Below are 22,050 nucleotides of genomic sequence, written 5' to 3'. Positions count from 1 at the left end.
GGTGCCCACGGGCACAGAACTCTTCGACGCGGCCGCGGCGCTGCCGGTCCCCCTTGATACCGCACCCCGCCACAGCCGGGTCAACCGAGGTCAGCTCAGCGCGGCGACCACCCGGGACGGGCTCGGGCGGCCGAGCTGTCCCGCCATCCACGTACTGGTCGCCACCAGGGCGGCCAGGTCGACACCGTGGGCGACGCCGAGTCCGTCCAGCATCCACACGAGGTCCTCGGTGGCGAGGTTGCCGGTGGCCGACTCGGCGTACGGGCAGCCGCCGAGGCCGCCCGCTGACGAATCCACAGTAGACACTCCACATCGGAGCGCCGCGAGGGTGTTGGCCAGAGCCTGACCGTAGGTGTCGTGGAAGTGCACGGCCAAAGTACCGACATCGCCGAACAACCCGATCAGCGTCTCGACCTGCCCCGCCGTCGCGACGCCGATGGTGTCGCCGAGCGAGAGCTGCGTGCAGCCCAGCTCCAGCAGCCGGCGGCCCGCGTCGGCGACCTGCTTCGCCGGCACGACGCCTTCCCACGGGTCGCCGAAGCACATCGACAGGTAGCCGCGGACGTCCAGCCCGGCCGCGCGGGCCCGCGTGACCACCGGCTCGAACATCGCGAACTGCTCGTCGAGCGAGGAGTTGAGGTTCTTGCGCGCGAACGTCTCCGTCGCGCTCGCGAAGATCGCGATGTGCTCGACGCCGGCTTCGAGCGCGCGGTCCAGGCCGCGCTCGTTCGGCACCAGCACCGGGTAGCGGACGCCGTCGCGGCGGTCCAGCCCGGCCAGCAGCCGCTCGGCGTCGGCCAGCTGCGGCACCCACTTCGGGTGCACGAAGCTGGTCGCCTCCAGCGTCGTCAGGCCCGCGGCGGCGAGACGGTCGAGGAACTCCAGCTTGACCTCGACCGGGACGATCGTCTTCTCGTTCTGGAGGCCGTCCCGCGGGCCGACCTCCCAGATCGTGACCCGCTCCGGCAACTCACCCGTGGCGGGGACCCGTTCCGGCAGGCCCAGTTCACGCGTGCCCATCAGCGTCGTCGGTCGCCGCGCGGTTGCGGCGGCAACGGCTCGGTCTGCTGGGGCGCCGGCGCGTGGTAGTCGTCGTTCGGGTTGTCGTTGACCTCGCGGTAGATCACCGTGTGCACCCGCTCGACGTGCGGGATGTCCTCGAACCGCAGCGGCTCGTGCGACGCCGACTCGATGATCAGCGTGCCGCAGCCGAAGACCCGGTCGAGCAGGCCGTGCTCGAACTGGACGCTGTTGATGCGGCTCATCGGGATGTCGATGCCGGTGCGCTTCAGCACACCCTCGCGGGCGATGAGGCGGTCGGTCGTCACGATGAAGTGGGTGGTGCGCCAGCGCACGAACGGCGTGAGGAACAGCCACACGACCAGCACGAGAGCGACCACCCCGATGGCGATCAGCCCGACCGTGTTCCACGGCGAGCCGGCGTCCCTCGCGAGGATCGCGAGCCAGGTGCCCGCGCCCAGGGTGACCAGCAGCGCGAGCGTCGGGAAGATCAGCATCTTGAAGTGCGGGTGACTGTGCACCACGACGTGCTCTTGCTCGCTGAGCAAATCGTCCGGATAAGCCACGGCGGACGCTCCCAAGGTCGGTGCGGCGGTGTCGTCCCACCGTACCGGCGAGACGCCTGGCCGGTACGTGCAACGCCCCAAACTTTCAGGCCGGGCGGACGTGCACCACGTCACCCGCGAACACGGTGTGCCGCTGACCGCCCGCCATGTCGACCTGGAGCTGCCCCGCGGCGTCGATGTCGGCGGCGCGGCCGACGAGGGACGTCCCGTCCGGCAGCTGCACCTCGACGTCCTGGCCGAGGGTCGCGCAGTGGGCGCGGTAGTCCCCGAGCAGGCCCGCTTCGGTGAGGTCGCCCGCCGCGTAGCGCCAGCGCCGTTCGAGGTCGTCGAACTCCGTGAGCAGCGCGATGGCGACGTCGGTGCGGTCGGTGGTCGTGGCGCCGTGCTCGGCGAGCGACGTCGCGGGCAGCCCGCCCGGCCCCGGCCGGACGTCGCCGAGCGGCAGGACGTTGAGCCCGATCCCGAGCACGATCGACGGGTCCGTGCCCCCGACGGCCTCCGCGAGGATGCCGGCGCACTTCGCGCCGCCGATGAGGACGTCGTTCGGCCACTTCAGCACGGCGTCGACGCCGAGACCGGCGGCGGCCGCGCGAACGGCCAGCCCGGCGACGACGGACAGTGACCCGAGCGCCGGGAACGACACGCCGGAGGGCCGCAGCGCGACGCTCAGGTACAGCCCCGCGCCCTTCGGCGAACTCCAGGTCCTGGCGCGCCTGCCGACCCCCGCGGTCTGCGTCTCGGCCAGCAGCACGGTCCGGTCCGCGGCGCCGTCGTCGACGGCTTTGCGCAGGTCGGCGTTGGTGGACCCGGTCGTGTCGACGACGTCGATCTTCGCGTAGCGGTCCTTGAGCGCCGCGCTCAGGCGGGCGGCGTCGATCTCAGGCATGTGCCCACCATATGGGAGTCCCCCTAACGTGCAAGCCGCTCGCTCGTTCACACAGAGGTGCGCTCTTCTAAGTTGGACCCCGTGACGACCAAGCCGACTTCCTGGGCTCGTGGTGCGGCCCTGCGCGGCCTCGTCGCGCTCCCGCTCGTCGCCGGGCTGGTCACGGCGGGCTGGCTGCTGGCGGACCGCACCCCGGAGCCCGCACCGGCCGCCGCACCGCCGCTGCCGACGGCCGCCGGCGCGGCGTCGGGCCCGTCGGTCCTCGAAGTGAGCGCACCGGTGAAGGCCCAGGAGCCGGGTCAGGGCGCGTCCGGCGCGGGCGGCAAGACCCCGCTGCAGCAGTGGGCCGACCAGCTGGCCGGCCCCCTCGACATCCCCGCGAACGCGCTCATCGGCTACGCCAACGGCGAGCTGGCGCTGCGCGGCGAAGACCCGTCGTGCCACCTGTCGTGGGTCACGCTCGCCGGCGTCGGCTCGGCCGCGTCGAACCACGGCCGCGGCGGCGGGAGCCTGCTCGGGCTGTCGGCGGCGCAGTTCAAGAAGTACGGCGCGAGCATCCCGGGCGTCGCGAAGCCTGCCGCGGACGACCCCAGCTCGGCGTCGGTCGCGGCCGGCCGGTCGCTCTGCGCGGGCGGCACCGACCTCGGCGCCGGCGCGGGCTGGTGGAAGGCGATCGCGAGCTACCACCCGGGCGGCGAGGCGGAGCTGTTCCGCCAGCGCGTGCTCGGCACGGCCCAGCTGTACGCGACGCTCTCGCTCGACCCGGCCCGCGCGGGCACCCCGTCGGTCCAGGCGGCCCGGTTCGCCCTCGGCCAGCTCGGCCTCCCGTACGTCTGGGGCGGCAACGGCCCGGACGCGGGCGCGGCCGGCTTCGACTGCTCGGGCCTGACGAAGGCGTCGTACGACAGCGCGGGCGTCGCGCTGCCGCGCACGGCGGACAGCCAGTTCCGCGCGATCCCGGCGGTCCCGCCGTCACAGGAGCCGCGCCTGGGCGACCTGGTGTTCTACGGCAGCCCGGCGACCCGCATCCACCACGTCGGCCTGTACCTGGGCAACGGCCTGATGATCAACGCGCCGACCGAGGGCCAGGCCATCCAGATCCACACGTACCACTCGAAGGGCGACGACTACGCGGGCGCGGGCCGCCCCGCCTGAGTCACGGCTTCTGCTCGATCGTCTCCGGCTTGTAGGCGAACACCGCGCCGTCGGCGGCGAAGACGTGCCAGTCCTCGCAGATCCGGTCGGTCCGGGTCTCCGCGCCGCGCGGCCACCAGTCGGCGGTCAGCGTGGCCGCCGTCTTCGTGGGCGCGCCCAGCACGCAGGTCGGCGGCAGTGCCGCGGTCGTGAACTTCAGGAGCCGCTCGGATCCCGTGGTCCGGATGACCTCGGTGACCCCCTTCGCCTGGTCCGGCACCCAGCCCGGCAGCCGCGCGTCCTGGTTCTTCTTGCCGTCCGCGCCACTGTCGTAGCCGACGGTCTTGACGTGCCCGTTCGCGTTCTCGTCGATGCCTTCCTCGAGACCGCACCCGGTCAGGGTGACCACCAGTGCCGCGCCGACGCCGATCATCTTCGTGCTCGTGTTCATGGGACGAGCTTCGCGGGCCGGCGCACCCGTCACATCGGTCGTCCGGTCGTGGACGAATGGCCATCCGGCCGATTTTGTCGGTGGTCGCCGCTAGCGTCGGCGGCATGTACGAAGTCGACTTCGTCGAGTTCCCGTCCACGTCGTCCGCGGCGTCGGGCCGGTTCTTCGAGCACGCGTTCGGGTGGGCGGTCACGCCGTACGGCCCGGAGTACGCGGACGTCCGCGCGGCCGGGATCACCTTCGGGTTCCAGGCCGACACGGCCGCGCAAGCCCCCGCGCCCCTCGTCACGATCCGCACGGACGACCTCGCGGCCGCCCGCACCGCCGTCGAGGCCGCCGGTGGGGTGGTCACGGTCGAGCCGTTCGGTTTCCCCGGCGGGCGGCGGTTCCACTTCCGCGAGCCGGGCGGGAACGAGCTGGCCCTCTGGTGTCCCGAGGAGTGATCAGCCGTGGCCCAGGTATCCGTCGACCCCGCCGCCGTAGTACGTCGCCGGGTCGCCGGCGGCGAGGTCGCGGCCGAGCGCGAACCGCGTCACCAGGTCCGGGTTCGCGACGAAGTGCCGGGCATACGAGACGGCGTCGGCGATCCCGGCCTCGACGACGGCGTTTCCCGAGTCCCGGTCGAAGCCGTTGTTGACGATCAGCGGTCCGTCGAACAGCCGCCGGTAACGCGCGAAGGCGGCGAAGTCCGGTCCCGTGTCCGGCCCGCGCAGGTGCAGGTAGGCGAGCGAGCCCAGTTCGCGGACCAGCTCGTCGAGGTCGGCCCGGACGCCATCGTCCACAGTGAACAGTCCGCCGGTCCAGTACGGCGCGAGCCGCACGCCCACGGCGATCCCGGCGCCGGCCACGGCGTCGACGACGTCCAGCACCAGCTTCCGCCGGGCCCGCGCCGAACCGCCGTACGCGTCGCGGCGCCGGTTCAGCCGCGGGTGCAGGAACTGCGCGAGCAGGTAGACGCCGTGCGCGGCGACCTCGACGCCGTCGAACCCGGCGCGCCGGGCGTTCACGGCCGCCGTCCGGTAGTCCTCGACGGTCCGCTCGATCTCGCCGGCGCTCATCTCGCGCGGCGTCACCGTGGGCCGCCGGCCGCTGGGCGTGTGCACGGACTCCGCCGGATCGACCGCGGACGGCCCCGCCGGCCGCGCGCCGAGGAACTCCGCGTGCGACACCGCGCCGGTGTGCCACAGCTGCAGCACGATCCGGCCGCCGAGCGCGTGCACGACGTCCGTGACCCGCCGCCACCCGGCGACCTGCTCCTCGGTATGCACCCCGGGCACGTCCGGGAAGCCGACGGCCCGGTCGCTCACCCAGGTCCCCTCGGTGATGACGAGCCCGGCGCCCGCACGCTGCGCGTAGTACTCGGCGTGCAAGTCCGTGGGCACGCGGCCGCGGGCGCGGGTCGTCGGCGCCAGCACCACGCGGTTCGGCAGGCGCCAGTCGCCCAGGTCGGCCGGGGTCAGCAAGCTCATCGGTCACCTCGGGTCGCGGGGATTCGTCAGGAGAGCGACGGCTGAGGCGAGCGGAAGGTGACCGATGGACGAGCTGGCGGAACGGTTCGAGGCCGAGCGCGGCAGGCTGCGCGGGCTGGCGCACCGGATGCTGGGCTCGGCGACCGAGGCGGACGACGCGGTCCAGGAGGCGTGGCTGCGGCTGAGCCGGGCGCGCGGCGTCGACAACGTCGCGGCCTGGCTGACCACGGTCGTCGCCCGTGTCTGCCTCGACGCCTTGCGCTCGCGGAAGGCGCGCCGGGAGGACCCGGTCGAGCTGCTGCCCGAGCCGGCCGCCGACGCCGACCCGGCGGGTGAGGTGGAGCTGGCCGACTCGGTGGGCCGCGCGCTGCTCGTGGTGCTCGACGCGCTGGGCCCCGCCGAACGGGTCGCGTTCGTGCTGCACGACCTGTTCGCGGTGCCGTTCGACCGGATCGCGCCGGTGCTGGACCGCACGCCGGTGGCGGCGAAGAAGCTCGCCAGCCGCGCGCGGCACCGCGTCCGGGGCACGTCTCCCCTGCCCGCCACCGACCTCGCCCGGCACCGCCGGGTCGTCGACGCCTTCCTGACCGCGGCCCGCGGCGGCGACCTCGACGAGCTGCTCACGGTGCTGGCCCCGGACGTCGTCCGCCGTGCCGACGCGGCCGCGTTGCCGGTCGGCGCGTCCCTCGAAGTCCGCGGCGCCCGCGCGGTGGCGGACGAGACGCAGGTGTTCGGCAAGCGGGCGCACTTCGCGGAACCGGCGTTGATCGACGGCTTCGTCGGCGTGGTCGTGGCCCCGCGCGGCCGGCTGACGCTCGCGTTGCTGGTGACGATCGAGGGAGAGCGGGTGGCCGGCTACGACGTGATCGCCGACCCGGCGCGGCTGGCTGCCCTGCGGATCACCTTGGTCACCGCAGCACCACCTCGACCGGAACCGGCCCCGGCGGGATGACCGAGCGGATCACCGGCGGCACACGGACGTCGTCGGCTTCGAAGACCACCGCAGCTGCTCGACGTCCGGGTCGGCGAGCAGCTCGTCCGCGCTGAGTTCGGCGTCGGCGTCGTCGATCACGCCCCAGACGTCCCAAAGGATCATCTCGTGCTTGTTCAGCGCGGCGAGGTCGAGCACGAGGTTATGCCGCGCGTACGGCAATCCGCGCAGGTGCGGCACGTCCAGGTCCGGGGAGACGACCAGCCGCCACGCGCCGTCGAGCCATGCCGGCCACGCCAGCGGGATTCAGCCGGCCTGCGCGGCCAGTTCGCCGCGGAACGTGACGCGGTAAGCGCTCGGTGACACGCCGAGCGCGGCCTGGAAGTGCTGGCGCAGGGACGCCGCCGTGCCGAAGCCGGCTTCGGCCGCGACGCGGTCGACCGGCAGGTCCGACTCCTCCAGGAGCTGGCGGGCGCGCTCGACCCGTTGCTGCGTAAGCCATTGCAGCGCCGAGATGCCGACCTCTTCGCGGAAGCGGCGGGTGAACGTGCGGGTGCTCATGGCCTCGCGGGCGGCGAGCTCGCGCAGCGTCAGCGGCCGGTGCAGGTTCTCCAGCGCCCATGCGCGGGCGGCCTTGGTCGACGACGTCCGCGGCTCGGGCACCGGCCGCCGGACGAACTGGGCCTGGCCGCCTTCGCGGTGCGGGGACACGACCGTGCCGCGCGCGACCTCGTTGGCGACCGCCGCGCCGTGGTCGCGGCGGATCATGTGCAGCACCAGGTCGATCCCGGAGGCGACCCCGGCGGACGTCAGCACGTTGCCGTCCTCGGTGTAGAGCACGCACGGGTCGACCCGGACCTCGGGGAACCGCTCCTGGAGCTCCTCGGCGGAGCGCCAGTGCGTGGTGGCCGGGCGGCCGTCGAGCAGGCCGGCCGCGGCGAGCACGAACGCGCCCGTGCAGATCGACGCGATCCGCGCGCCCGCCGGGATCAGCTCCAGCGCGGCCTTGAGGGCCGGCGTCAGCACCCGCGCCATGGGCTCGTACTCGGCGCGGGACGCCGGGACGATCACCGTGTCGGCCTCGGCGATGACCTCCGGGCCGCGGTCGACCGGGATGGTGAAGTCGGAGTCGGTGCGGACGAGTCCCGGCTCGAGTGCGCAGGTCACGACCTCGTACAGGGGCTCGCCCGACGCAGAGCGGGCCTGCCCGAACAGGCGGTGGACGATGCCGAGCTCCATCACGAGCATGCCGTGCCGGACCAGCACGGCCACGTGGTGGCGGTCAGGGTGCACGAATTCGGCCATGGCTCGATTCTTGCACAGGTTGGCCATCGGGCCACTCGATCGCGTCCGCCGGCGGCGTGATGATCGAGGTCATGAACGTCTTGTGGGTATTCGCGCATCCCGAGCCGCGCTCGCTGGGCGGGGCCCTCCGCGACGACGGATTACGGACGCTGCGGGAGCTAGGTCACGACGTCCGGGAGTCGGACCTGTACGCGATGAAGTGGAATCCGGTCGTCGACGCGGCCGACTTCGGCACTGTGGCCGGGGACGAGCGGCTGGTCGTCGGGGCGACGTCCGCTCGCGCGTACGCCGGCGGTGAGCTGAGCGCGGACATCGTGGCCGAGCACGAGAAGCTGGCCTGGGCGGACGCAGTCGTCGTGCAGTTCCCGTTGTGGTGGTACGGCATGCCGGCGATCCTCAAGGGCTGGTTCGACCGGGTGTTCGTGAAGGGTTTCGGCTACGGCGTCCGCGCCGACGACGGCCGTACGCTCCGCTACGGCGAAGGCAAGCTCGCGGGCAAACGCGCGATGGTGGTCCTGAGCGCGGGCGCCCGCGAACCCGCCCTCGGCCCGCGCGGGATCAACGGTCCGCTGAACGACATCCTGTTCCCGCTGCACCACGGGACGCTGTTCTACGCGGGAATGTCGGTCCTGCCCCCGGTCGCGGTGTACGGCGCGGACCGCGTGTCGCCGGAGGAGTTCGCCGAGTCCCAAGACCTGCTGCGCACGCGACTGTCCACTTTGGACACCGCGGGGCCACTGGGGTTCCGCACCCAGAACGGCGGCGACTACGACGACGACCTCGTCCTCCGCCCCGCCCACGCGCCCGGCGGCACCGGCCTCGCCATCCACCTCGGCTGACGTGCCGTGAGGGGCACCCTCAGGGCTTTGAAGTCCCTGAGGGTGCCCCTCACGGCGTCTACGCGGGCAGGGTCAGGCGCTGGCCCAGACCGCCGTCCACCGGGAGGTCCGCGCCCGTGGTGAACGTCGCGTCGAAGGCCAGGAACAGCACCGCCGTCGCCACCTCCTCCGGGGTCGCGTGGCGCTTCAACGGCGTCACCTCGTCGCCCGTGGCCTTGAACGCCGCCAGGACCTCGGCGGGGACGCCGGTCACGCCCATCGTCGGCGTGTCCGTGTAACCCGGGCTGACCACGTTCACCCGGATCCCGCGCGGGGCCAGCTCGGCCGCGTACGTCCGGGCGAACGACCGGACCGCCGCCTTCGCCGCGGAGTACGGGCCCATGCCGGCGATCCCCGCCCCCGCCGCGACCGACGTCGTGAACACGAACGAACCCCCGGGCCGCACCAGGCCCGCCAGCCGCTGGGCCGTGAAGTACGCGCCCTTGGTGTTGACGTCGAACGTGCGGTCGTAGACCTCGGGCGTCGCCGTTTCGTACGGCGTCAAGGTCGCGAAACCGACGTTGACGAACACCAGGTCCAGCTCGCCGAGCGTCTCCGCGGCGACCGTGCCCAGCGTGTCGATGTCGGCCAGGCTGGCCGCGTCCGAGGACAGCAGGTGCGCTTTGCCCGGCAGCGTTCCGCGCGACGACGAGACGTCGCGGCCGGTCAGCAGCACCTCCGCGCCGCCGTCGAGCAGCGCGCGGACCACCGCCAGGCCCATCCCGTGCGTGCCGCCGGTGACGACGGCCTTCTTTCCCAGGTACTTCACCGGATCTCCTCGATGACACTCGCGATCGCGTGCGCGCCGTGGCCCGCGTCGACCGCGCGGGTGAACAACTCCGCCAGCGGCGCGGGCACGACCGTGCTGATGCCCTGCGCCCGGCTCGTCTCGACCAGCAGCTTCAGCCCCGCCGCGTTGATGTCCAGGGCCGAGACGTCCGTTGCGTAGTCGCCGCTCGCCACCTGGGCACTCATGCCGGTGAGGAACCCGCCGACCGCCGAGAGCCACGGCAACGCCATCGGCGTGAACCGCTCCGGCGTGACGCCTTCGGTGCCGACCAGCGCGAGCGCGTGCAGGTAGCCGCTCATCGTCGACCACATGATGCCCAGCAGCGCCAGGTCGTACAGCGCCGCGAGCCCGGCGTCCTCGCCGAGGAACACCGGCTCCCCCAGCACTTCCAGCACCTCGCGCTGCGCCTCGAACGCCGCGGCCGAGCCGCCGTAGAGGATCCGCGCGGCCGGCGTGCCGATGCCCTGTGGGACGGCCATGATCACGCCGTCCACGTAGTCGATTCCCCTTGAGGCCGCCCACTTCGCGACGACGCGGGCCTGCTCCGGTGTGCCGGAGGTGAGGTTCACCAGCACCGCCGGCGTCAGCTCGGCCAGCACCGGCTGTTGAGTGTCGTGTGTGGACAGACAGCTGAGCACGACGTCCGCCGTGGCGACCTCCGCGGGCGTCGCCGCGAGCCGGGCGCCGCGGTCCAGCAGCGGGCCGGCCTTGAGCGGCGACCGGTTCCACACCACGACGTCGTGGCCCGCCCCCAAGAGCGCCCCGGCGAGGGCGGCGCCCATCCGCCCCAGGCCGAGCACGCCCACTTGTTTCTTGCTTTCTCCCATGCCCATCATGCTGCTGAAGCGCTTTACACTGGACAAGTACCGACTAATTCGTCGGGTACTCACCAAAACGTAAGGATCCTGCATGCTGACCCGAAGCTACCGGTGCGGGCTGGACGCCGCGATCGACGTCGTCGGCGGCCGCTGGAAGGCCCTGATCCTGTGGGCGCTGCACGCCGAGCCGCTGCGGTTCGGTGAGCTGCGGCGCAAGGTGACGGGGATCAGCGAGAAGATGCTGATCCAGGCGCTGCGGGAGCTGGAGGCGGACGAGGTCGTGCACCGCGAGGTGTTCCGCGAGGTCCCGCCGAAGGTCGAGTACTCGCTGACCGGCCTGGGTCAGCGGCTGAACACCGCGCTGCTGCCGCTGGGCGACTGGGGCGAGGAGAACATGGCCGGCATCGCGCAGCGCCGGGGCGTCACGCCGGCACCTTCGCATACTCCTTGAGCGTGATCGCGTTGCCCGCCTTGAGCGGCAGCTGCTCGATCACCTTGCGCCACGGCAGGTGCGGCAGCAGCCGCAGGTTGAGGTTCCGCAGCCGGATCCACGCGCGGGTCGGCGGCACGAACCACTTCCCGTTGCCCTCACCCAGTTTCTGGCACACGGCGACGAACTCGCGCATCTCGTCGTGGTAGGCGGTGAACGCCGTCACGTGGTCGCCGCCGGCCGCCGCGAGCTCGCCCGCCAGCACGTACGCGCCGACGACCGCCAGGCTCGTCCCCATGCCCGAGAGCGGCGCGGCGCAGTACGCGGCGTCGCCGACCAGCGCGACCCGGCCGGTCGAGTAGGTGTCGAGCTTGATCTGGCTCGCCGAGTCGAAGTAGAAGTCCGGCGCCTGCCGCATCCCGTCGAGCAGGGCAGGTGCCTCCCAGCCCGCGTCCGCGAAGGTCTCCTCGACGATCCGACGTTGCGCTTCGACGTCGCGGTGGTCGTACGCGAGCGGCTCGGAACCGAACCAGAACAAGGCTTTCGCTTCCGCGTGGTCGCGGGCGCTGTAGACGCCGATCGTGCGGTTCGGCTCGTTGTAGAACCGGCCGACGTGGTCGAGGCCGAGGTGGTTCGGCACGGTGAAGATCGAGACGTAGTAGCCGAGGTCGCGGCGGTACCGGGACTCGTCGCCGAAGACGAGGGAGCGCACGTTCGAGTGCAGCCCGTCGGCGCCGACGACCAGGTCGAATTCGCGCGGTGCGCCGTGTTCGAAGGTGACCGTGACGCCGTCGCCGTGCTCGGTGACGCCGGTGATCGAGTCGCCGAAGACGTACTCGACGTCGTCCTTCGTGGCGTCGTAGAGGATGCGCGAAAGGTCGCCGCGCAGGATCTCCAGCTCGCCGCTCTGGAACGTCGGCGGCGTGACCACCAGCGGCCGATCGTCTTCGTCCACATAGGTCACTTCGCCCATGTTCGTGGCCGCGGCCTCGACCTGGCCGAGCAGGCCCATCCGGTCGAGGACGCGCAGTGAAGCGCCGCGGAAGTCGACGGCGTAGCCGCCTTCGCGGAGCCGGGGCGCGCGTTCGACCACGGTCGGCGTGAAGCCGTAGCGACGGAGCCAGAAGGCCAGGGCGGGACCGGCGACGCTGGCGCCGGAGATGAGGACTCGTCTGTTCTGCATGCCGGCAACGGTAACCCGGATTTGGGCGATCGCGCAAGGCGATCGCATAAGACGTTCGTGCTAGTCTCGGGACATGGGCAACAAGGACGCACTGCTGGCGGGCGCGAAGCGCTGTCTCAACGAGAAGGGTTACGCCCGCACGAGCGTGCGGGACCTGGCCTCGGCGGCGAACGTCAGCATGGCCGCGATCGGCTACCACTTCGGCTCCCGCGAGGCGCTGCTCAACACCGCGCTGATCGAGGCGAACGAGGAGTGGGGCGAGACGCTGGCGAAGACCCTGCAGGTCGAGACGCCGCCGGACGCGTCGCCGGCCGAGCGCTTCGAGCTGATCTGGCAGCGGGTGATCGAGTCGTTCCCCGCGCACCGGCGGATGTGGGCGATGACGTTCGAGGCCTACACGCAGCCGGATCTCGACCCGGCCGTCCGCGCGCAGCTGGCGAAGGCGCTCGAACTGGCCCGCTTCGGGCTGGCGAACCTCTTCCAGGGCCTCGACGACGGCAGCGCCGAGGCCCGGGCCGTCGGCACCGTGCACCAGGCCCTGCTTTCGGGCGTGGTGCTGCAGTGGCTCGCCGACCCGGACCACGCCCCCTCGGGCGCCGACCTGATCCAGGGCCTGCGCCTGCTCACGAAGGACGTCCTGGCTTAGGCGGTGACGAGGTCCGCGCCGGTGAAGAAGGTCGACGCGGCCGTCATGGCCGCGTCGTCCAGCAGGACGTCGCCCGGGCGGCTGCCGTTGCCCAGCAGGACGCCGCCCCAGTTCATGCTCAGGTACTCAGCGCACAGCTCGAGGGTGCCGACCAGCGGCTGGGCCTCGCGCGCCGTCTCGCTCAGGACACTCACGCCCCACAACGACTTCCCGCGCATCCGCGGCTTGAACTCGACCGGCAGGCGCATCCAGCCGGACCAGTAGTCGAGGTACAGCTTCACGCTCGCCGCGACCGAGTACCAGTACACCGGCGAGACGATCACGATGTCCGTCGCGGCGAAGGTCGCGTCCATCAGCAGCTGTTCGTTCGCACCGGGCGCGGGGTGTTCGCCGGCGCCGTGACGGCGATCTTCGAACGGCGCCAGCGGCACCTCGGGCAGCCGGATCCAGCGCTGGTCCGCGTCACGCGGCAGCCCCTTGGCGGCCCGCCGGGCCAGCATCTCCGTGTTGCCCCCGGCCCGCGCGGCGCCGACCAGGAACAGGAAGCTGCGGTCGCTCATGATCAGGTCCCTCCAGTTACTTGCATGTACATATAAAGAGTGTCCCTACAGGTATCCTGAAGTCAAGAGGAGGTCGCGAGATGACCGTCGACGAACAGGCCTGGGGCCGCGTTCTGGTGCTGCACGCCCGTATCGAGCAGGAGCTGGGCAAGGCGCTGCACCGCCGCCACGGGCTCGGCCTGTCCGAGTACCGCGCGCTCGGCAAGCTGGCCGCGAGCCCCAAGGGCGAGTTGCGGATGCAGGAGCTCGCCGAGGCGATCGGGCTCAACCAGAGCTCGGTCAGCCGGATGTGCGCGCGCCTCGAAGACGCCGGGCTGACCGTGCGCGACCTGTGCGAAGACGACCGTCGCGGCGTCTACTCGGTGATCACCGAAGCCGGCCGCCGGCGCTACGGCGAGACCGAGCCGACCTACGGCGACGTCCTGCGCACCGCGCTCGACAAAGCCGCGAGCGACCCGGAGCTGGCCACGGCGGTCTCCGCCGTGCGCGGCGCTTGACCCTCATATTCCGCAGTGGTTATATACCGGCACAGGCAACCTAACAGGAGGACGCCGTGCCCGCGAAGCTGCAGACCGTCGACGATCGCCCCGCGCTCAGGCTGGAACGCCGCCTGAAGCACGCGCCGGAGAAGGTCTGGCACGCCATCACCGACCCGGCCGAGCTGGCGCACTGGTTCCCGGCCGCGGTCGACGTCGACCTGCGCGACGGCGGCGCGATCCGGTTCACCTTCCCGGGCACCGACGACGTCACCACGGGCCAGGTCATCACCGTCGACCCGCCCCGCGAGTTCACCTTCACCTGGAACGACGACACCCTGCGCTGGCTGATCTCCCCGGACGGCGAGGGCAGCCTCCTGGAGTTCACGCACACCTTCGGCCGCGGCGACCCGGCGATCGCGAAGCTCGCCGCGGGCCGCACTGCCGCGGGCTGGGACGTCTGCCTTGACACCCTCGAAGCCCGCCTCGCCGGTGAGAAGCACGAGCCGCCGGAGGACTGGCACGCCCCGATGGCGTCCTATGTGGACGATTTCGGCCTCGGCGACGGCGAAGTCCTCGCAGACGGCACGATCCGCTTCCGCCGTGACCTCGTCTGGAAATCCCCCGACGAAGTCCGCGCGCTGCTGCCCGGCGAACCCGGCTGGCACGTCGTCCACGACCCGCTCGAAGGCACCCGCGTCGAGTTCACGGAGGCCCCCGAAACCGACGTCGCCGCGCAGCTGGCCCGGCGGCACGAGCAGCTCGACAAGCTGTTCGCCGCCACCCACGGCGTCGAGCTGCCGGACTGGCCGGCCGAGCGCGTCGAGGCCGTGCGCAAGCACTACGCCGAGCGTCCGACTCAGGGTTGACGCGCGGCACGGGCGGCCGCATTACCGTCGGTTCATGCGATTTCGGACAGCCCTGGACGTCCTGGCGGCGGTCCTGCTGGGGCTCGGCGCCGGTGGCAACCTCGCCGCCGGAGCGTGGGCGCTCCCGTCTTGGCTGCCCGGGTGGCTCGGGTGGACGATCCTCGTCGCGAGCGTGGTTCCGATCGTCGTGCGCCGGTGGTGGCCGCTGACCACCTACGTCGGCTCCCTGGTGCTGACGGCGGCGGCCGTACCGATCGGCGGCCCGGTGCTCGGGGTCGCCGCGGTGGGTGCGGCCTGTGCGCTCTACGTCGTCGTGGGCCGGCTGGACAACCGGATCGTCCGCATCGGGTTCGTCGCCGGGCTGGCCGAGGTCGGCGTGCTCTCGTTCGCGCTGCCGACGCCGAGCGCGTCGCAGGCGGTGAACGTCGGCACGGGGGCGCTCATCGTCGGGTACGCGTTCGGCCTCACCGTGCGCGCCCGCCGGGAGCACGCGGTCACCGAACGGGACCAGGCGGTTTCGGCGGAACGGCTGCGGATCGCCCGCGAGATGCACGACGTCGTCGCGCACAGCATGAGCCTGATCGCGGTGAAGGCGGCGGTCGGCCACCACGTCGCGCCCGACCAGCCCGGCGAGGCGCGGGAAGCCTTGCGTGTCATCGAAGAGACCAGCCGCGAGGCGCTCGCCGAGCTGCGGCGGATGCTGGGCGTGCTGCGGGACGGCACCGGCGTCCCGGCGCTGGCCCCCGCCCCGACGCTCGACGACCTGCGTGCCCTCGCCGAACGCGCGCAGCAGGCCGGCCCGGCCGTCGACCTGGTCGTCGAGGGCCTCGACGAGCTGCCGAACGGCGTCGGGCAGTCGGTGTACCGGATCGTGCAGGAGGCGCTGACCAACGTCGTCAAGCACGCGGGCGCGACGACGTGCCGGATCCGCGTCACCGGCGAGGACGGCGAAGTGCGCATCGAAGTCCGCGACGACGGCCGCGGCGGCTCCGCGGAACCCGGCCACGGCCTGATCGGGATGCGCGAACGCGTGGCCGTCTACGGCGGCGAGTTCAGCGCCGGTCCCGGCGAGCGCGGCTTCCGCGTTTTCGCGCGCCTGCCCTACGAACCGGCCGTGGCGCGATGACCCGCGTCCTCATCGCCGACGACCAGGCGTTGCTGCGCGGCAGTTTCCGCGTGCTCGTCGACAGCGCGCCCGGGCTGACGGTCGTCGGCGAGGCGTCCGACGGCGTCGAGGCGGTGGCCCTGGCCCGGTACGAACAGCCGGACGTCGTGCTGATGGACGTCCGGATGCCCGAGATGGACGGCATCGAGGCGACCCGCCGCATCTGCGCGGAAACCGAGGTGCGGGTGCTGATGCTGACGACGTTCGACCTCGACGAATACGTCTACGCGGCTCTGCGCGCGGGCGCGAGCGGCTTCCTGCTCAAGGACACGCGCCCGGCGGACCTGCTGGCGGCGATCGGGATCATCGCCGGCGGCGACGCGCTGCTGGCGCCGTCGGTGACCCGCCGGCTGGTGGCGGAGTTCGCGCGGCTGCCGTCGGGTCCGGTGACGCGGCTGGACGGCGTGACGGCCCGCGAGCAGGAGGTCTTGACGCTGATCGCGCGCGGCCTGTCGAACGACGAGATCGCCGCGCGGCTGCACCTGGGCATCGCGACGGTGAAGACCCACATCGGCCGGCTGCTGCACAAGCTCGCGGCGCGGGACCGGGCCCAGCTGGTGATCGCGGCCTACGAGTCGGGGCTCGTCCGCACCGCCTGACGGCTACGGTGGGTCGAGGGAGGTACACCTTGAGTCGCAGCATCCTGATTTCCGGGGCCAGTATCGCCGGGCCCACGCTGACCCACTGGCTCGCGAAGGCGGGCTGGGCGGTGACCGTCGTCGAGCGCTTCGACCACGTGCGCGAGCAGGGCCAGAACATCGACGTCCGCGGGGTCGGGCGCCAGGTCATCCGGCGGATGGGCCTGGAGGACGCCGTCCGCGCCGCCCACACCGGGGAGACCGGCACGGACTTCGTCGACGAGCACGGCCGCGCGATCGCCGCCTTCGCCGGCGGCACCGACGACACCTCCGGTGGCACGGCCGAGCTGGAGATCCTGCGCGGCCAGTTCGCCAAGATCCTCTACACCCACTCCAAGGACGACGCCGAGTACGTCTTCGGCGACCAGATCACCGCCCTGCACGACGACGGTGACGGCGTGGACGTCGAGTTCCAGCGGGGTTCGCGCCGCCGGTTCGACGCCGTCGTCCTCGCCGAAGGCCTGCGCTCACGCAGCCGCGCGCTGGTCATGCCCGACGCGCGGATCGACGAACTGGGCCTGTACAACGCTTTCCTCGCGATCCCGCGCACCGGCGACGACACCGACCGGTGGCGCGTGCTGCCCTGCGGGCGCGGGCGAATGCTGTCGCTGCGCCCGGACAACCTCGGCACCACCCAGGCGTCGCTGAGCTTCACCTCCGACGTCCGCGGCCTGGACCGGCTCGGCCACGACGACGTCGCCGCCGTCCTGCGGGCGACCTTCGCCGACGTCGGCTGGGCGGCCCCACGCGTGCTCGCCGAGCTGGACAACGGCTCGCTGTACTTCGAGGACATCGGGCAGGCGAAGCTCGCCGGGTGGAGCCGCGGCCGGATCGCGCTGCTCGGCGACGCCGCCTACTGCGCGTCCCCGGTCAGCGGCATGGGCACCACCCTGGCGCTGGCCGGCGCGTACGTCCTGGCCGGAGAACTCGCCGGCCAGGACGACCCGCGCGACGCCTTCGCCCGCTACGAGCAGGTGCTGCGGCCGCTGGTCACGAAGGCGCAGCAGCTCCCGCCGGGGGCGCCGCAGATCGCCCACCCGCGCAGCCGGCTGCAGCTCGCCGCGTTCCGGACCGTCGTGCGCGTGGCGTCGTCGCCCCTGCTCGGCCGGGTCTCGGGCGTGGCGGGCAAGTTCATGACGCCGCCGGCCGAGGCGATCACGCTGCCGGAGTACCCGATCCCGGCCACCGCGTAGGTCAGCCCACCGCCCGGGTGAACGGGGCGAACCTCATCGCGGGGTCGCCGGGGAGCGGCCGGCCGTCGAGGACCAGCCGGTTCACGCCCTGAGCACGCAGGTCCAGCGCGACGACGTCGGACACCGAGCCCGATGAGGCAACCGGGCCGCCGCCGTCGAGGAAGGGGCCGACGTGACCATGGCACCCGCCGTCGACCTCGAAGCCCATCGTCGACGGCGTGCCGGGTGATCGCCCGGCCCAAGCCGCGCCGCACGAACCGGGGCGCGACCAGCACCATCGAGATCGACGCCACACGATCGAACGACACCAGGACGGCCGCTTCGGCCAGGTCGGCGCAGGCAAGCAGGTCGGCGGGGCCCAGGAGCCGGATCGGCGGGAAGGTCATGGACGTTGCCTACGCCACACGCGAAGTGACCGGCAAGTAGCTAAGCTCCCGTGGCATGAGCAGTGCGACGGAGCCGCTCGGGACGCCGCCCGAGGATGAACCGGACATCCACACCACGGCCGGCAAGCTGGCCGACCTGTACCGCCGGTACGACGAGGCGGTGCACGCGGGCTCGGCCCGCGCGGTGGAGAAGCAGCACGCCAAGGGCAAGAAAACCGCCCGCGAGCGGATCGAGCTGCTGCTGGACGAGAACTCGTTCGTGGAGCTCGACGAGCTGGCCCGGCACCGCTCGACCAACTTCGGCCAGGAGAAGAACCGGCCCTACGGCGACGGCGTCGTCACCGGTTACGGGACCGTCGACGGCCGTCCGGTGTGCGTGTTCAGCCAGGACGTGACGATCTTCGGCGGCAGCCTCGGCGAGGTGTACGGAGAGAAGATCGTCAAGGTGATGGACCTGGCGATCAAGACCGGCCGCCCGATCGTGGGCATCAACGAGGGCGGCGGCGCGCGCATCCAGGAGGGCGTCGTCTCGCTCGGCCTCTACGGCGAGATCTTCCGCCGCAACGTGCAGGCCTCCGGCGTCATCCCGCAGATCTCGCTGATCATGGGCGCGAACGCGGGCGGGCACGTCTACTCCCCCGCGCTGACCGACTTCGTCGTGATGGTCGACGAGACGTCGCAGATGTTCATCACCGGCCCGGACGTCGTCAAGACGGTCACCGGCGAGGACGTCACCTTCGAGGAGCTCGGCGGCGGCCGCACCCACAACACGAAGTCCGGCGTCGCGCACTACCTCGGTTCCGACGACGAGGACGCGATCGCCTACGTCAAGGAACTGCTCTCCTACCTGCCGCAGAACAACCTCTCGGACGCACCGGTCTTCGAGCCGGCGGACACACCGCCTGGGTTCTTCGAAGACGTCACCGACGCCGACCGCGAGCTCGACACGCTCATCCCGGACTCGCCGAACACGCCGTACGACATGCACGAGGTGATCAACCGCGTCGTCGACGACGGCGAGTTCCTCGAGGTCCACGAGCTGTTCGCGCCGAACATCATCGTCGGCTTCGGCCGCGTCGACGGCCAGAGCATCGGCGTCGTGGCGAACCAGCCGACGCAGTTCGCCGGCTGCCTCGACATCGACGCGTCCGAGAAGGCCGCGCGGTTCGTCCGCACCTGCGACGCGTTCAACATCCCGGTGCTCACCTTCGTCGACGTCCCGGGCTTCCTGCCGGGCACCGAGCAGGAGTGGAACGGCATCATCCGCCGCGGCGCGAAGCTGATCTACGCCTACGCGGAGGCCACGGTCCCGCTGGTCACGATCATCACGCGCAAGGCGTTCGGCGGCGCGTACGACGTCATGGGCTCCAAGCACCTCGGCGCCGACATCAACCTCGCCTGGCCGACCGCGCAGGTCGCGGTGATGGGCGGGCAGGGCGCGGTGAACATCGTGCACCGCAAGACGTTGGCCAACGCGGCGAACGAGGGCAAGGACGTCGACGAGCTGCGCGCCGAGCTGCTCCAGGAGTACGAGGACACGCTGCTCAACCCGTACGCGGCGGCCGAGCGGGGTTACGTCGACTCGGTGATCGTGCCGGCGCACACGCGCGGGCACGTCGCGCGGGCGTTGTCGTTGCTGCGCAACAAACGCGAGTCGCTGCCGCCCAAGAAGCACGGGAACATCCCGCTGTGAGCGACTCGGTGAACGACTCCGTGAGCGACGAGGTGCGGCCCCTGCTGCGCGTGGTCCGGGGCAACCCGAGCGACGCCGAGCTGGCGGCGCTGACGGCGGTCGTCGCCGCGGCGTCGGCCGCCCGGGGTCCCGGGAAGCCGAAGCCGCGGACGTCGTGGTGGGGCGACCACGCCACTTCGCTGCGCCGGCCGCACCACCCCGGCGAAGGCGCTTGGCGCGCCTCGGGTCTGCCTAACTGACGTTGAGCGCGGTGTCGTCCACGATGAACGACGTCTGCAGCTGCGAGCCCTCGACGCCGCTGAAGGCGAGCGTCACGGACTGACCCGCGAACGCGGACAGCGAGAAGGTCCGCTGCTGGTACCCGCTGGCCGCGTTGAGGTTGCTGTACGTCGCCAGCGTCGTGCTGCCCGCCTTGACGGTCAGCTTGTCGTACGCCGTCGTGCCCGTCTCGGCGGTGGTGATGCTGAGCCAGAACGAGAACGTGTACGACGAGCAGCCGGTCGGCAGCGTGACGGTCTGGCTGAGCGTGTCCGTGTGGGCGGTGCCGTAGCCGTCGAGCCAGGCGTTCCACGAGCCGCTGCGGGCGGGCGCGTCGGAGGCGTGCTGGCCGATGACGCTCGCCGACGCCGTCCAGCCGGTGTTGCCCGACTCGAAGCCCGGGTTGACCAGCAGCTGGCCGGCGGTGCAGCCGGTCGGCGGCGGCGTGGTCGTGCCGCTGCCCGCGAGCCACGCGGTCGCGTTGAGGCCGAGCGCGTCGTTGTCGGCCGTGGTGTCGCTCCAGCCGTTGTAGAGCGTGTTGCCGGACTGGCCGGTGCCGTCGTCGATGGTCGAGCTGTCACCCCAGATCGCGACGCGGCCCGAGCCGAAGGTGCTCGTCACGAAGAAAGCGTTGCTGTTGCCCGGAGACGACGTGCTCAGGAACGCGAGGCCCTTGACGTTGGGGTTGTCGGCGGGCTTGAGGGTGAACGTCGTGCCGTTGGCGATCAGGCTCTTCTTCACCGCGCCGAACGAGCCGTTCAGCACGGGGTTCGAGGAGTCGGTGATGGCCACCGGGTGATCGCTGGTGATGTTCTTGAGGTCGACCGAAAAGCCGAACGGGTCGGTGTTGTCGACGCCGTTGTTCGTCAGGAGGTCGTTGATGATCTTCGGCGAGTCCCAGCCGTCGTTGTTGCGGTCACTGCCGGTGTGGTCGGAGATCAGGAACAGGCCGCCGCCGTTCTGCACGAACTTCATGATCGCCGTCTTTTCGGCGGTGCTCAGGACGACGTTCGGTTCCGGCAGCACGAATTCGTCGAAGTTCTTGAGGTCCAGCGCGTTCGACGTGCCGTAGGTGATCGTGTTGCCCGCGGGCAGCGTCTTCAGGCTGTACTGCCCGGTCTTCTGCAGCGCGACGCCCCACGCCGAGAGCGCGCCGGTCCAGTCACTTTCCTTCTGTGGCGCGGAGTTCTGCCCGGTCGGGTCGGGCTGCGAGGTGCCGACGATCCAGTCGGCGTTGCCGGCGGTCTCGGCTTTGGTGTTGTCGAAGAGGATCCGGTGGGTGACGGCGGCGTGCGCGGGAACGGCGGTCAGCAGACCCGCGGCGAGCGTGGCGACAGCGAGCGGAATGAGGCGCTTCATGGTGCTCCTCGGCGATGGGGACCTGGACGGCATCGGTGACATCACGGTGACGAGCGGAGAAGAGGTCCTCCCGGCGGCAGGCGGACCGGCCGGTGAACTCCCGGCAACGTACCCCCGCCACGGCCCGACGAAAGTCGGGATCAGCGCACGTCGGGGTGGACAGCACGCATAGTTGCTCGCAGGTTTGAGCGGATTCGGCTGCTTCGGTCGGGCTTGGGAGGCGCCCGCAGATGTTGTCATCGGCCGCCTGCTCGACTCCTTCGCGCAGAACGGGACTTCGGGGAAGGCGCCGGAGCGGGCTCAGGACGAACCGGAGGTCCACGCGATCGACGCAGCTGAGCGCACTACCCGGTACAGCCAGGAGAAGTCGCCTGCCGGCAAGCAAGTCGAAGCCATCGACGCCGGCGGCAGGTTCGCGGCCCGACTGCTCGATTGGCGGCACATGGTCTTCTTCGCTTGGCTCGTATCACTACTCGGCCGACGCCGCCGTTGATCGTGGATCAGCGCACGTCGAGGAACACCGTCGGGACCTCGTTGTCCTGGACCACGCGCCCCAGCAACGTCGCCAGCAGATCGCGTTCGGCGGGCGGCAGGCCGCTCGCGAGCTCCTCGACCCGGCGGCACGTCGCCGCGTAGAAGTCCGCGGCCAGTTCGCGGCCTTCGCCGGTCAGGACCACCTGCACCGCGCGGCGGTCGTCCGGGACGGGCTCGCGGCGCACGAGCCCGCGCCGGACCGCGCGGTCGACGAGGCCGGTGAGGCTGGACTTCTCGAGGCCGAGCGTCGCGCCGAGGTCGCCCATGCCGTACGGCTGCGCCATCAGCACGCACAACAGCTGCCCCTGCTGCACGGTGAGCCCGTACTCGCGCGCCGACTCGGAGTAGACGGCGTTCACCAGGAACGACGACCGCACGAGTCCGGCCACCACGCCGAGAGCCTCCATCAGGC

At 71.8% G+C, this 22,050-nt stretch carries 28 protein-coding genes; 14 read left to right on the top strand and 14 right to left on the bottom strand.

Annotated elements, in window-relative coordinates:
- Positions 1-90 precede the first annotated feature (90 nt).
- The 3 genes from OHS58_RS42360 to OHS58_RS42350 all read right to left on the bottom strand — a co-directional run bounded on the left by OHS58_RS42360 (position 91) and on the right by OHS58_RS42350 (position 2,472).
- Complete coding sequence (locus OHS58_RS42360; protein ID WP_328646035.1) at positions 91-1,020, bottom strand: hydroxymethylglutaryl-CoA lyase; 930 nt, start codon at positions 1,018-1,020, stop codon at positions 91-93.
- Positions 1,020-1,586, bottom strand: a complete 567-nt coding sequence (locus tag OHS58_RS42355) for a PH domain-containing protein (RefSeq protein WP_247060903.1) — start codon at positions 1,584-1,586, stop codon at positions 1,020-1,022. Before OHS58_RS42355 ends, OHS58_RS42360 begins: the two co-directional genes overlap by 1 nt.
- 85 nt (positions 1,587-1,671) lie before the next feature.
- The gene (locus OHS58_RS42350; protein ID WP_328646034.1) at positions 1,672-2,472 is read right to left on the bottom strand and encodes a biotin--[acetyl-CoA-carboxylase] ligase; all 801 of its coding nucleotides are present in this window, start codon (positions 2,470-2,472) and stop codon (positions 1,672-1,674) included.
- Positions 2,473-2,553: 81 nt separating this feature from the next.
- Here OHS58_RS42350 and OHS58_RS42345 point away from each other — a divergent pair, with 81 nt between their 5' ends.
- Positions 2,554-3,627, top strand: coding sequence for a C40 family peptidase (locus OHS58_RS42345; RefSeq protein WP_247060899.1), 1,074 nt, complete (start codon positions 2,554-2,556; stop codon positions 3,625-3,627).
- 1 nt (position 3,628) lies between these two features.
- Here the strand turns inward: OHS58_RS42345 and OHS58_RS42340 are convergent, their stop codons facing one another.
- Positions 3,629-4,057: a hypothetical protein gene (locus OHS58_RS42340; RefSeq protein WP_328646033.1), complete on the bottom strand. Its 429-nt coding sequence runs from the start codon at positions 4,055-4,057 to the stop codon at positions 3,629-3,631.
- 104 nt (positions 4,058-4,161) lie between these two features.
- On the opposite strand from OHS58_RS42340, the gene OHS58_RS42335 reads away from it, so the two are divergent.
- The gene (locus OHS58_RS42335; RefSeq protein ID WP_328646032.1) at positions 4,162-4,500 is read left to right on the top strand and encodes a VOC family protein; all 339 of its coding nucleotides are present in this window, start codon (positions 4,162-4,164) and stop codon (positions 4,498-4,500) included.
- On the opposite strand, the gene OHS58_RS42330 is transcribed toward OHS58_RS42335, so the two are convergent.
- Complete coding sequence (locus OHS58_RS42330) at positions 4,501-5,526, bottom strand: alkene reductase (protein ID WP_328646031.1); 1,026 nt, start codon at positions 5,524-5,526, stop codon at positions 4,501-4,503. It abuts the gene before it with no gap.
- 64 nt (positions 5,527-5,590) lie between these two features.
- Here OHS58_RS42330 and OHS58_RS42325 point away from each other — a divergent pair, with 64 nt between their 5' ends.
- On the top strand, positions 5,591-6,478 hold the full coding sequence (locus OHS58_RS42325) for a sigma-70 family RNA polymerase sigma factor (RefSeq protein WP_328646030.1): 888 nt from the start codon (positions 5,591-5,593) through the stop codon (positions 6,476-6,478).
- Positions 6,479-6,487: 9 nt separating this feature from the next.
- On the opposite strand, the gene OHS58_RS42320 is transcribed toward OHS58_RS42325, so the two are convergent.
- Both OHS58_RS42320 and OHS58_RS42315 read right to left on the bottom strand, forming a co-directional pair.
- Positions 6,488-6,697 carry a hypothetical protein gene (locus OHS58_RS42320; RefSeq protein ID WP_328646029.1) on the bottom strand — a complete coding sequence of 70 codons (210 nt, stop codon included), beginning with the start codon at positions 6,695-6,697 and terminating at the stop codon, positions 6,488-6,490.
- A 66-nt stretch (positions 6,698-6,763) separates the two neighbouring features.
- Positions 6,764-7,762: a GlxA family transcriptional regulator gene (locus tag OHS58_RS42315; protein ID WP_326946225.1), complete on the bottom strand. Its 999-nt coding sequence runs from the start codon at positions 7,760-7,762 to the stop codon at positions 6,764-6,766.
- A 71-nt stretch (positions 7,763-7,833) separates the two neighbouring features.
- On the opposite strand from OHS58_RS42315, the gene OHS58_RS42310 reads away from it, so the two are divergent.
- Positions 7,834-8,601, top strand: coding sequence for an NAD(P)H-dependent oxidoreductase (locus tag OHS58_RS42310; RefSeq protein ID WP_328646028.1), 768 nt, complete (start codon positions 7,834-7,836; stop codon positions 8,599-8,601).
- Between the two features lie 58 nt (positions 8,602-8,659).
- Here the strand turns inward: OHS58_RS42310 and OHS58_RS42305 are convergent, their stop codons facing one another.
- Positions 8,660-9,409 carry an SDR family oxidoreductase gene (locus tag OHS58_RS42305; protein WP_328646027.1) on the bottom strand — a complete coding sequence of 250 codons (750 nt, stop codon included), beginning with the start codon at positions 9,407-9,409 and terminating at the stop codon, positions 8,660-8,662.
- Positions 9,406-10,263 carry an NAD(P)-dependent oxidoreductase gene (locus tag OHS58_RS42300; RefSeq protein ID WP_328646026.1) on the bottom strand — a complete coding sequence of 286 codons (858 nt, stop codon included), beginning with the start codon at positions 10,261-10,263 and terminating at the stop codon, positions 9,406-9,408. Before OHS58_RS42300 ends, OHS58_RS42305 begins: the two co-directional genes overlap by 4 nt.
- A gap of 76 nt (positions 10,264-10,339) precedes the next feature.
- Here OHS58_RS42300 and OHS58_RS42295 point away from each other — a divergent pair, with 76 nt between their 5' ends.
- Positions 10,340-10,699 (top strand): winged helix-turn-helix transcriptional regulator, encoded by a 360-nt coding sequence (locus tag OHS58_RS42295; RefSeq protein ID WP_326946222.1) that lies wholly within the window; start codon positions 10,340-10,342, stop codon positions 10,697-10,699.
- Here OHS58_RS42295 and OHS58_RS42290 read toward each other — a convergent pair.
- Positions 10,671-11,861 carry an FAD-dependent monooxygenase gene (locus OHS58_RS42290; RefSeq protein ID WP_328646025.1) on the bottom strand — a complete coding sequence of 397 codons (1,191 nt, stop codon included), beginning with the start codon at positions 11,859-11,861 and terminating at the stop codon, positions 10,671-10,673. The two genes, OHS58_RS42295 and OHS58_RS42290, sit on opposite strands and share 29 nt — an antisense overlap.
- A gap of 73 nt (positions 11,862-11,934) precedes the next feature.
- On the opposite strand from OHS58_RS42290, the gene OHS58_RS42285 reads away from it, so the two are divergent.
- Entirely contained in the window at positions 11,935-12,507 is a 573-nt protein-coding gene (locus OHS58_RS42285; RefSeq protein ID WP_328646024.1) for a TetR/AcrR family transcriptional regulator, read from the top strand.
- On the opposite strand, the gene OHS58_RS42280 is transcribed toward OHS58_RS42285, so the two are convergent.
- Positions 12,504-13,067 carry a flavodoxin family protein gene (locus tag OHS58_RS42280; protein WP_328646023.1) on the bottom strand — a complete coding sequence of 188 codons (564 nt, stop codon included), beginning with the start codon at positions 13,065-13,067 and terminating at the stop codon, positions 12,504-12,506. The two genes, OHS58_RS42285 and OHS58_RS42280, sit on opposite strands and share 4 nt — an antisense overlap.
- A gap of 80 nt (positions 13,068-13,147) precedes the next feature.
- Here OHS58_RS42280 and OHS58_RS42275 point away from each other — a divergent pair, with 80 nt between their 5' ends.
- Genes OHS58_RS42275 through OHS58_RS42255 form a run of 5 tightly spaced genes read left to right on the top strand, consistent with a single transcriptional unit; the run spans position 13,148 to position 17,408 of the window.
- Positions 13,148-13,564 (top strand): MarR family winged helix-turn-helix transcriptional regulator, encoded by a 417-nt coding sequence (locus tag OHS58_RS42275; protein WP_326946218.1) that lies wholly within the window; start codon positions 13,148-13,150, stop codon positions 13,562-13,564.
- 56 nt (positions 13,565-13,620) lie between these two features.
- The gene (locus OHS58_RS42270; protein WP_328646022.1) at positions 13,621-14,412 is read left to right on the top strand and encodes an SRPBCC family protein; all 792 of its coding nucleotides are present in this window, start codon (positions 13,621-13,623) and stop codon (positions 14,410-14,412) included.
- 34 nt (positions 14,413-14,446) lie between these two features.
- Positions 14,447-15,538, top strand: coding sequence for a sensor histidine kinase (locus OHS58_RS42265; RefSeq protein WP_328646021.1), 1,092 nt, complete (start codon positions 14,447-14,449; stop codon positions 15,536-15,538).
- Positions 15,535-16,176 carry a response regulator transcription factor gene (locus OHS58_RS42260; RefSeq protein WP_328646020.1) on the top strand — a complete coding sequence of 214 codons (642 nt, stop codon included), beginning with the start codon at positions 15,535-15,537 and terminating at the stop codon, positions 16,174-16,176. The genes OHS58_RS42265 and OHS58_RS42260 overlap by 4 nt, the downstream gene beginning before the upstream one ends.
- Positions 16,177-16,205: 29 nt before the next feature.
- Positions 16,206-17,408 (top strand): FAD-dependent monooxygenase, encoded by a 1,203-nt coding sequence (locus tag OHS58_RS42255; RefSeq protein WP_328646019.1) that lies wholly within the window; start codon positions 16,206-16,208, stop codon positions 17,406-17,408.
- Between the two features lies 1 nt (position 17,409).
- Here the strand turns inward: OHS58_RS42255 and OHS58_RS42250 are convergent, their stop codons facing one another.
- On the bottom strand, positions 17,410-17,616 hold the full coding sequence (locus tag OHS58_RS42250) for a hypothetical protein (protein ID WP_328646018.1): 207 nt from the start codon (positions 17,614-17,616) through the stop codon (positions 17,410-17,412).
- A 233-nt stretch (positions 17,617-17,849) separates the two neighbouring features.
- On the opposite strand from OHS58_RS42250, the gene OHS58_RS42245 reads away from it, so the two are divergent.
- Both OHS58_RS42245 and OHS58_RS42240 read left to right on the top strand, forming a co-directional pair.
- Complete coding sequence (locus OHS58_RS42245; protein ID WP_326955928.1) at positions 17,850-19,487, top strand: acyl-CoA carboxylase subunit beta; 1,638 nt, start codon at positions 17,850-17,852, stop codon at positions 19,485-19,487.
- Positions 19,484-19,726: an acyl-CoA carboxylase subunit epsilon gene (locus OHS58_RS42240; RefSeq protein WP_328646017.1), complete on the top strand. Its 243-nt coding sequence runs from the start codon at positions 19,484-19,486 to the stop codon at positions 19,724-19,726. Before OHS58_RS42245 ends, OHS58_RS42240 begins: the two co-directional genes overlap by 4 nt.
- On the opposite strand, the gene OHS58_RS42235 is transcribed toward OHS58_RS42240, so the two are convergent.
- Positions 19,719-21,104 carry a hypothetical protein gene (locus tag OHS58_RS42235; RefSeq protein ID WP_328646016.1) on the bottom strand — a complete coding sequence of 462 codons (1,386 nt, stop codon included), beginning with the start codon at positions 21,102-21,104 and terminating at the stop codon, positions 19,719-19,721. The two genes, OHS58_RS42240 and OHS58_RS42235, sit on opposite strands and share 8 nt — an antisense overlap.
- 172 nt (positions 21,105-21,276) lie before the next feature.
- Here OHS58_RS42235 and OHS58_RS42230 point away from each other — a divergent pair, with 172 nt between their 5' ends.
- Complete coding sequence (locus OHS58_RS42230) at positions 21,277-21,597, top strand: hypothetical protein (RefSeq protein ID WP_328646015.1); 321 nt, start codon at positions 21,277-21,279, stop codon at positions 21,595-21,597.
- A 7-nt stretch (positions 21,598-21,604) separates the two neighbouring features.
- On the opposite strand, the gene OHS58_RS42225 is transcribed toward OHS58_RS42230, so the two are convergent.
- Positions 21,605-22,045 (bottom strand): MarR family winged helix-turn-helix transcriptional regulator, encoded by a 441-nt coding sequence (locus OHS58_RS42225; RefSeq protein ID WP_328646014.1) that lies wholly within the window; start codon positions 22,043-22,045, stop codon positions 21,605-21,607.
- Positions 22,046-22,050 lie beyond the last annotated feature (5 nt).

The sequence above is a fragment of the Amycolatopsis sp. NBC_00348 genome (assembly GCF_036114655.1).
Taxonomy (GTDB): Bacteria; Actinomycetota; Actinomycetes; order Mycobacteriales; family Pseudonocardiaceae; genus Amycolatopsis.
Note: the sequence above shows the minus strand (reverse complement) of the source record. Positions and strands in the feature narration are given on the sequence as shown.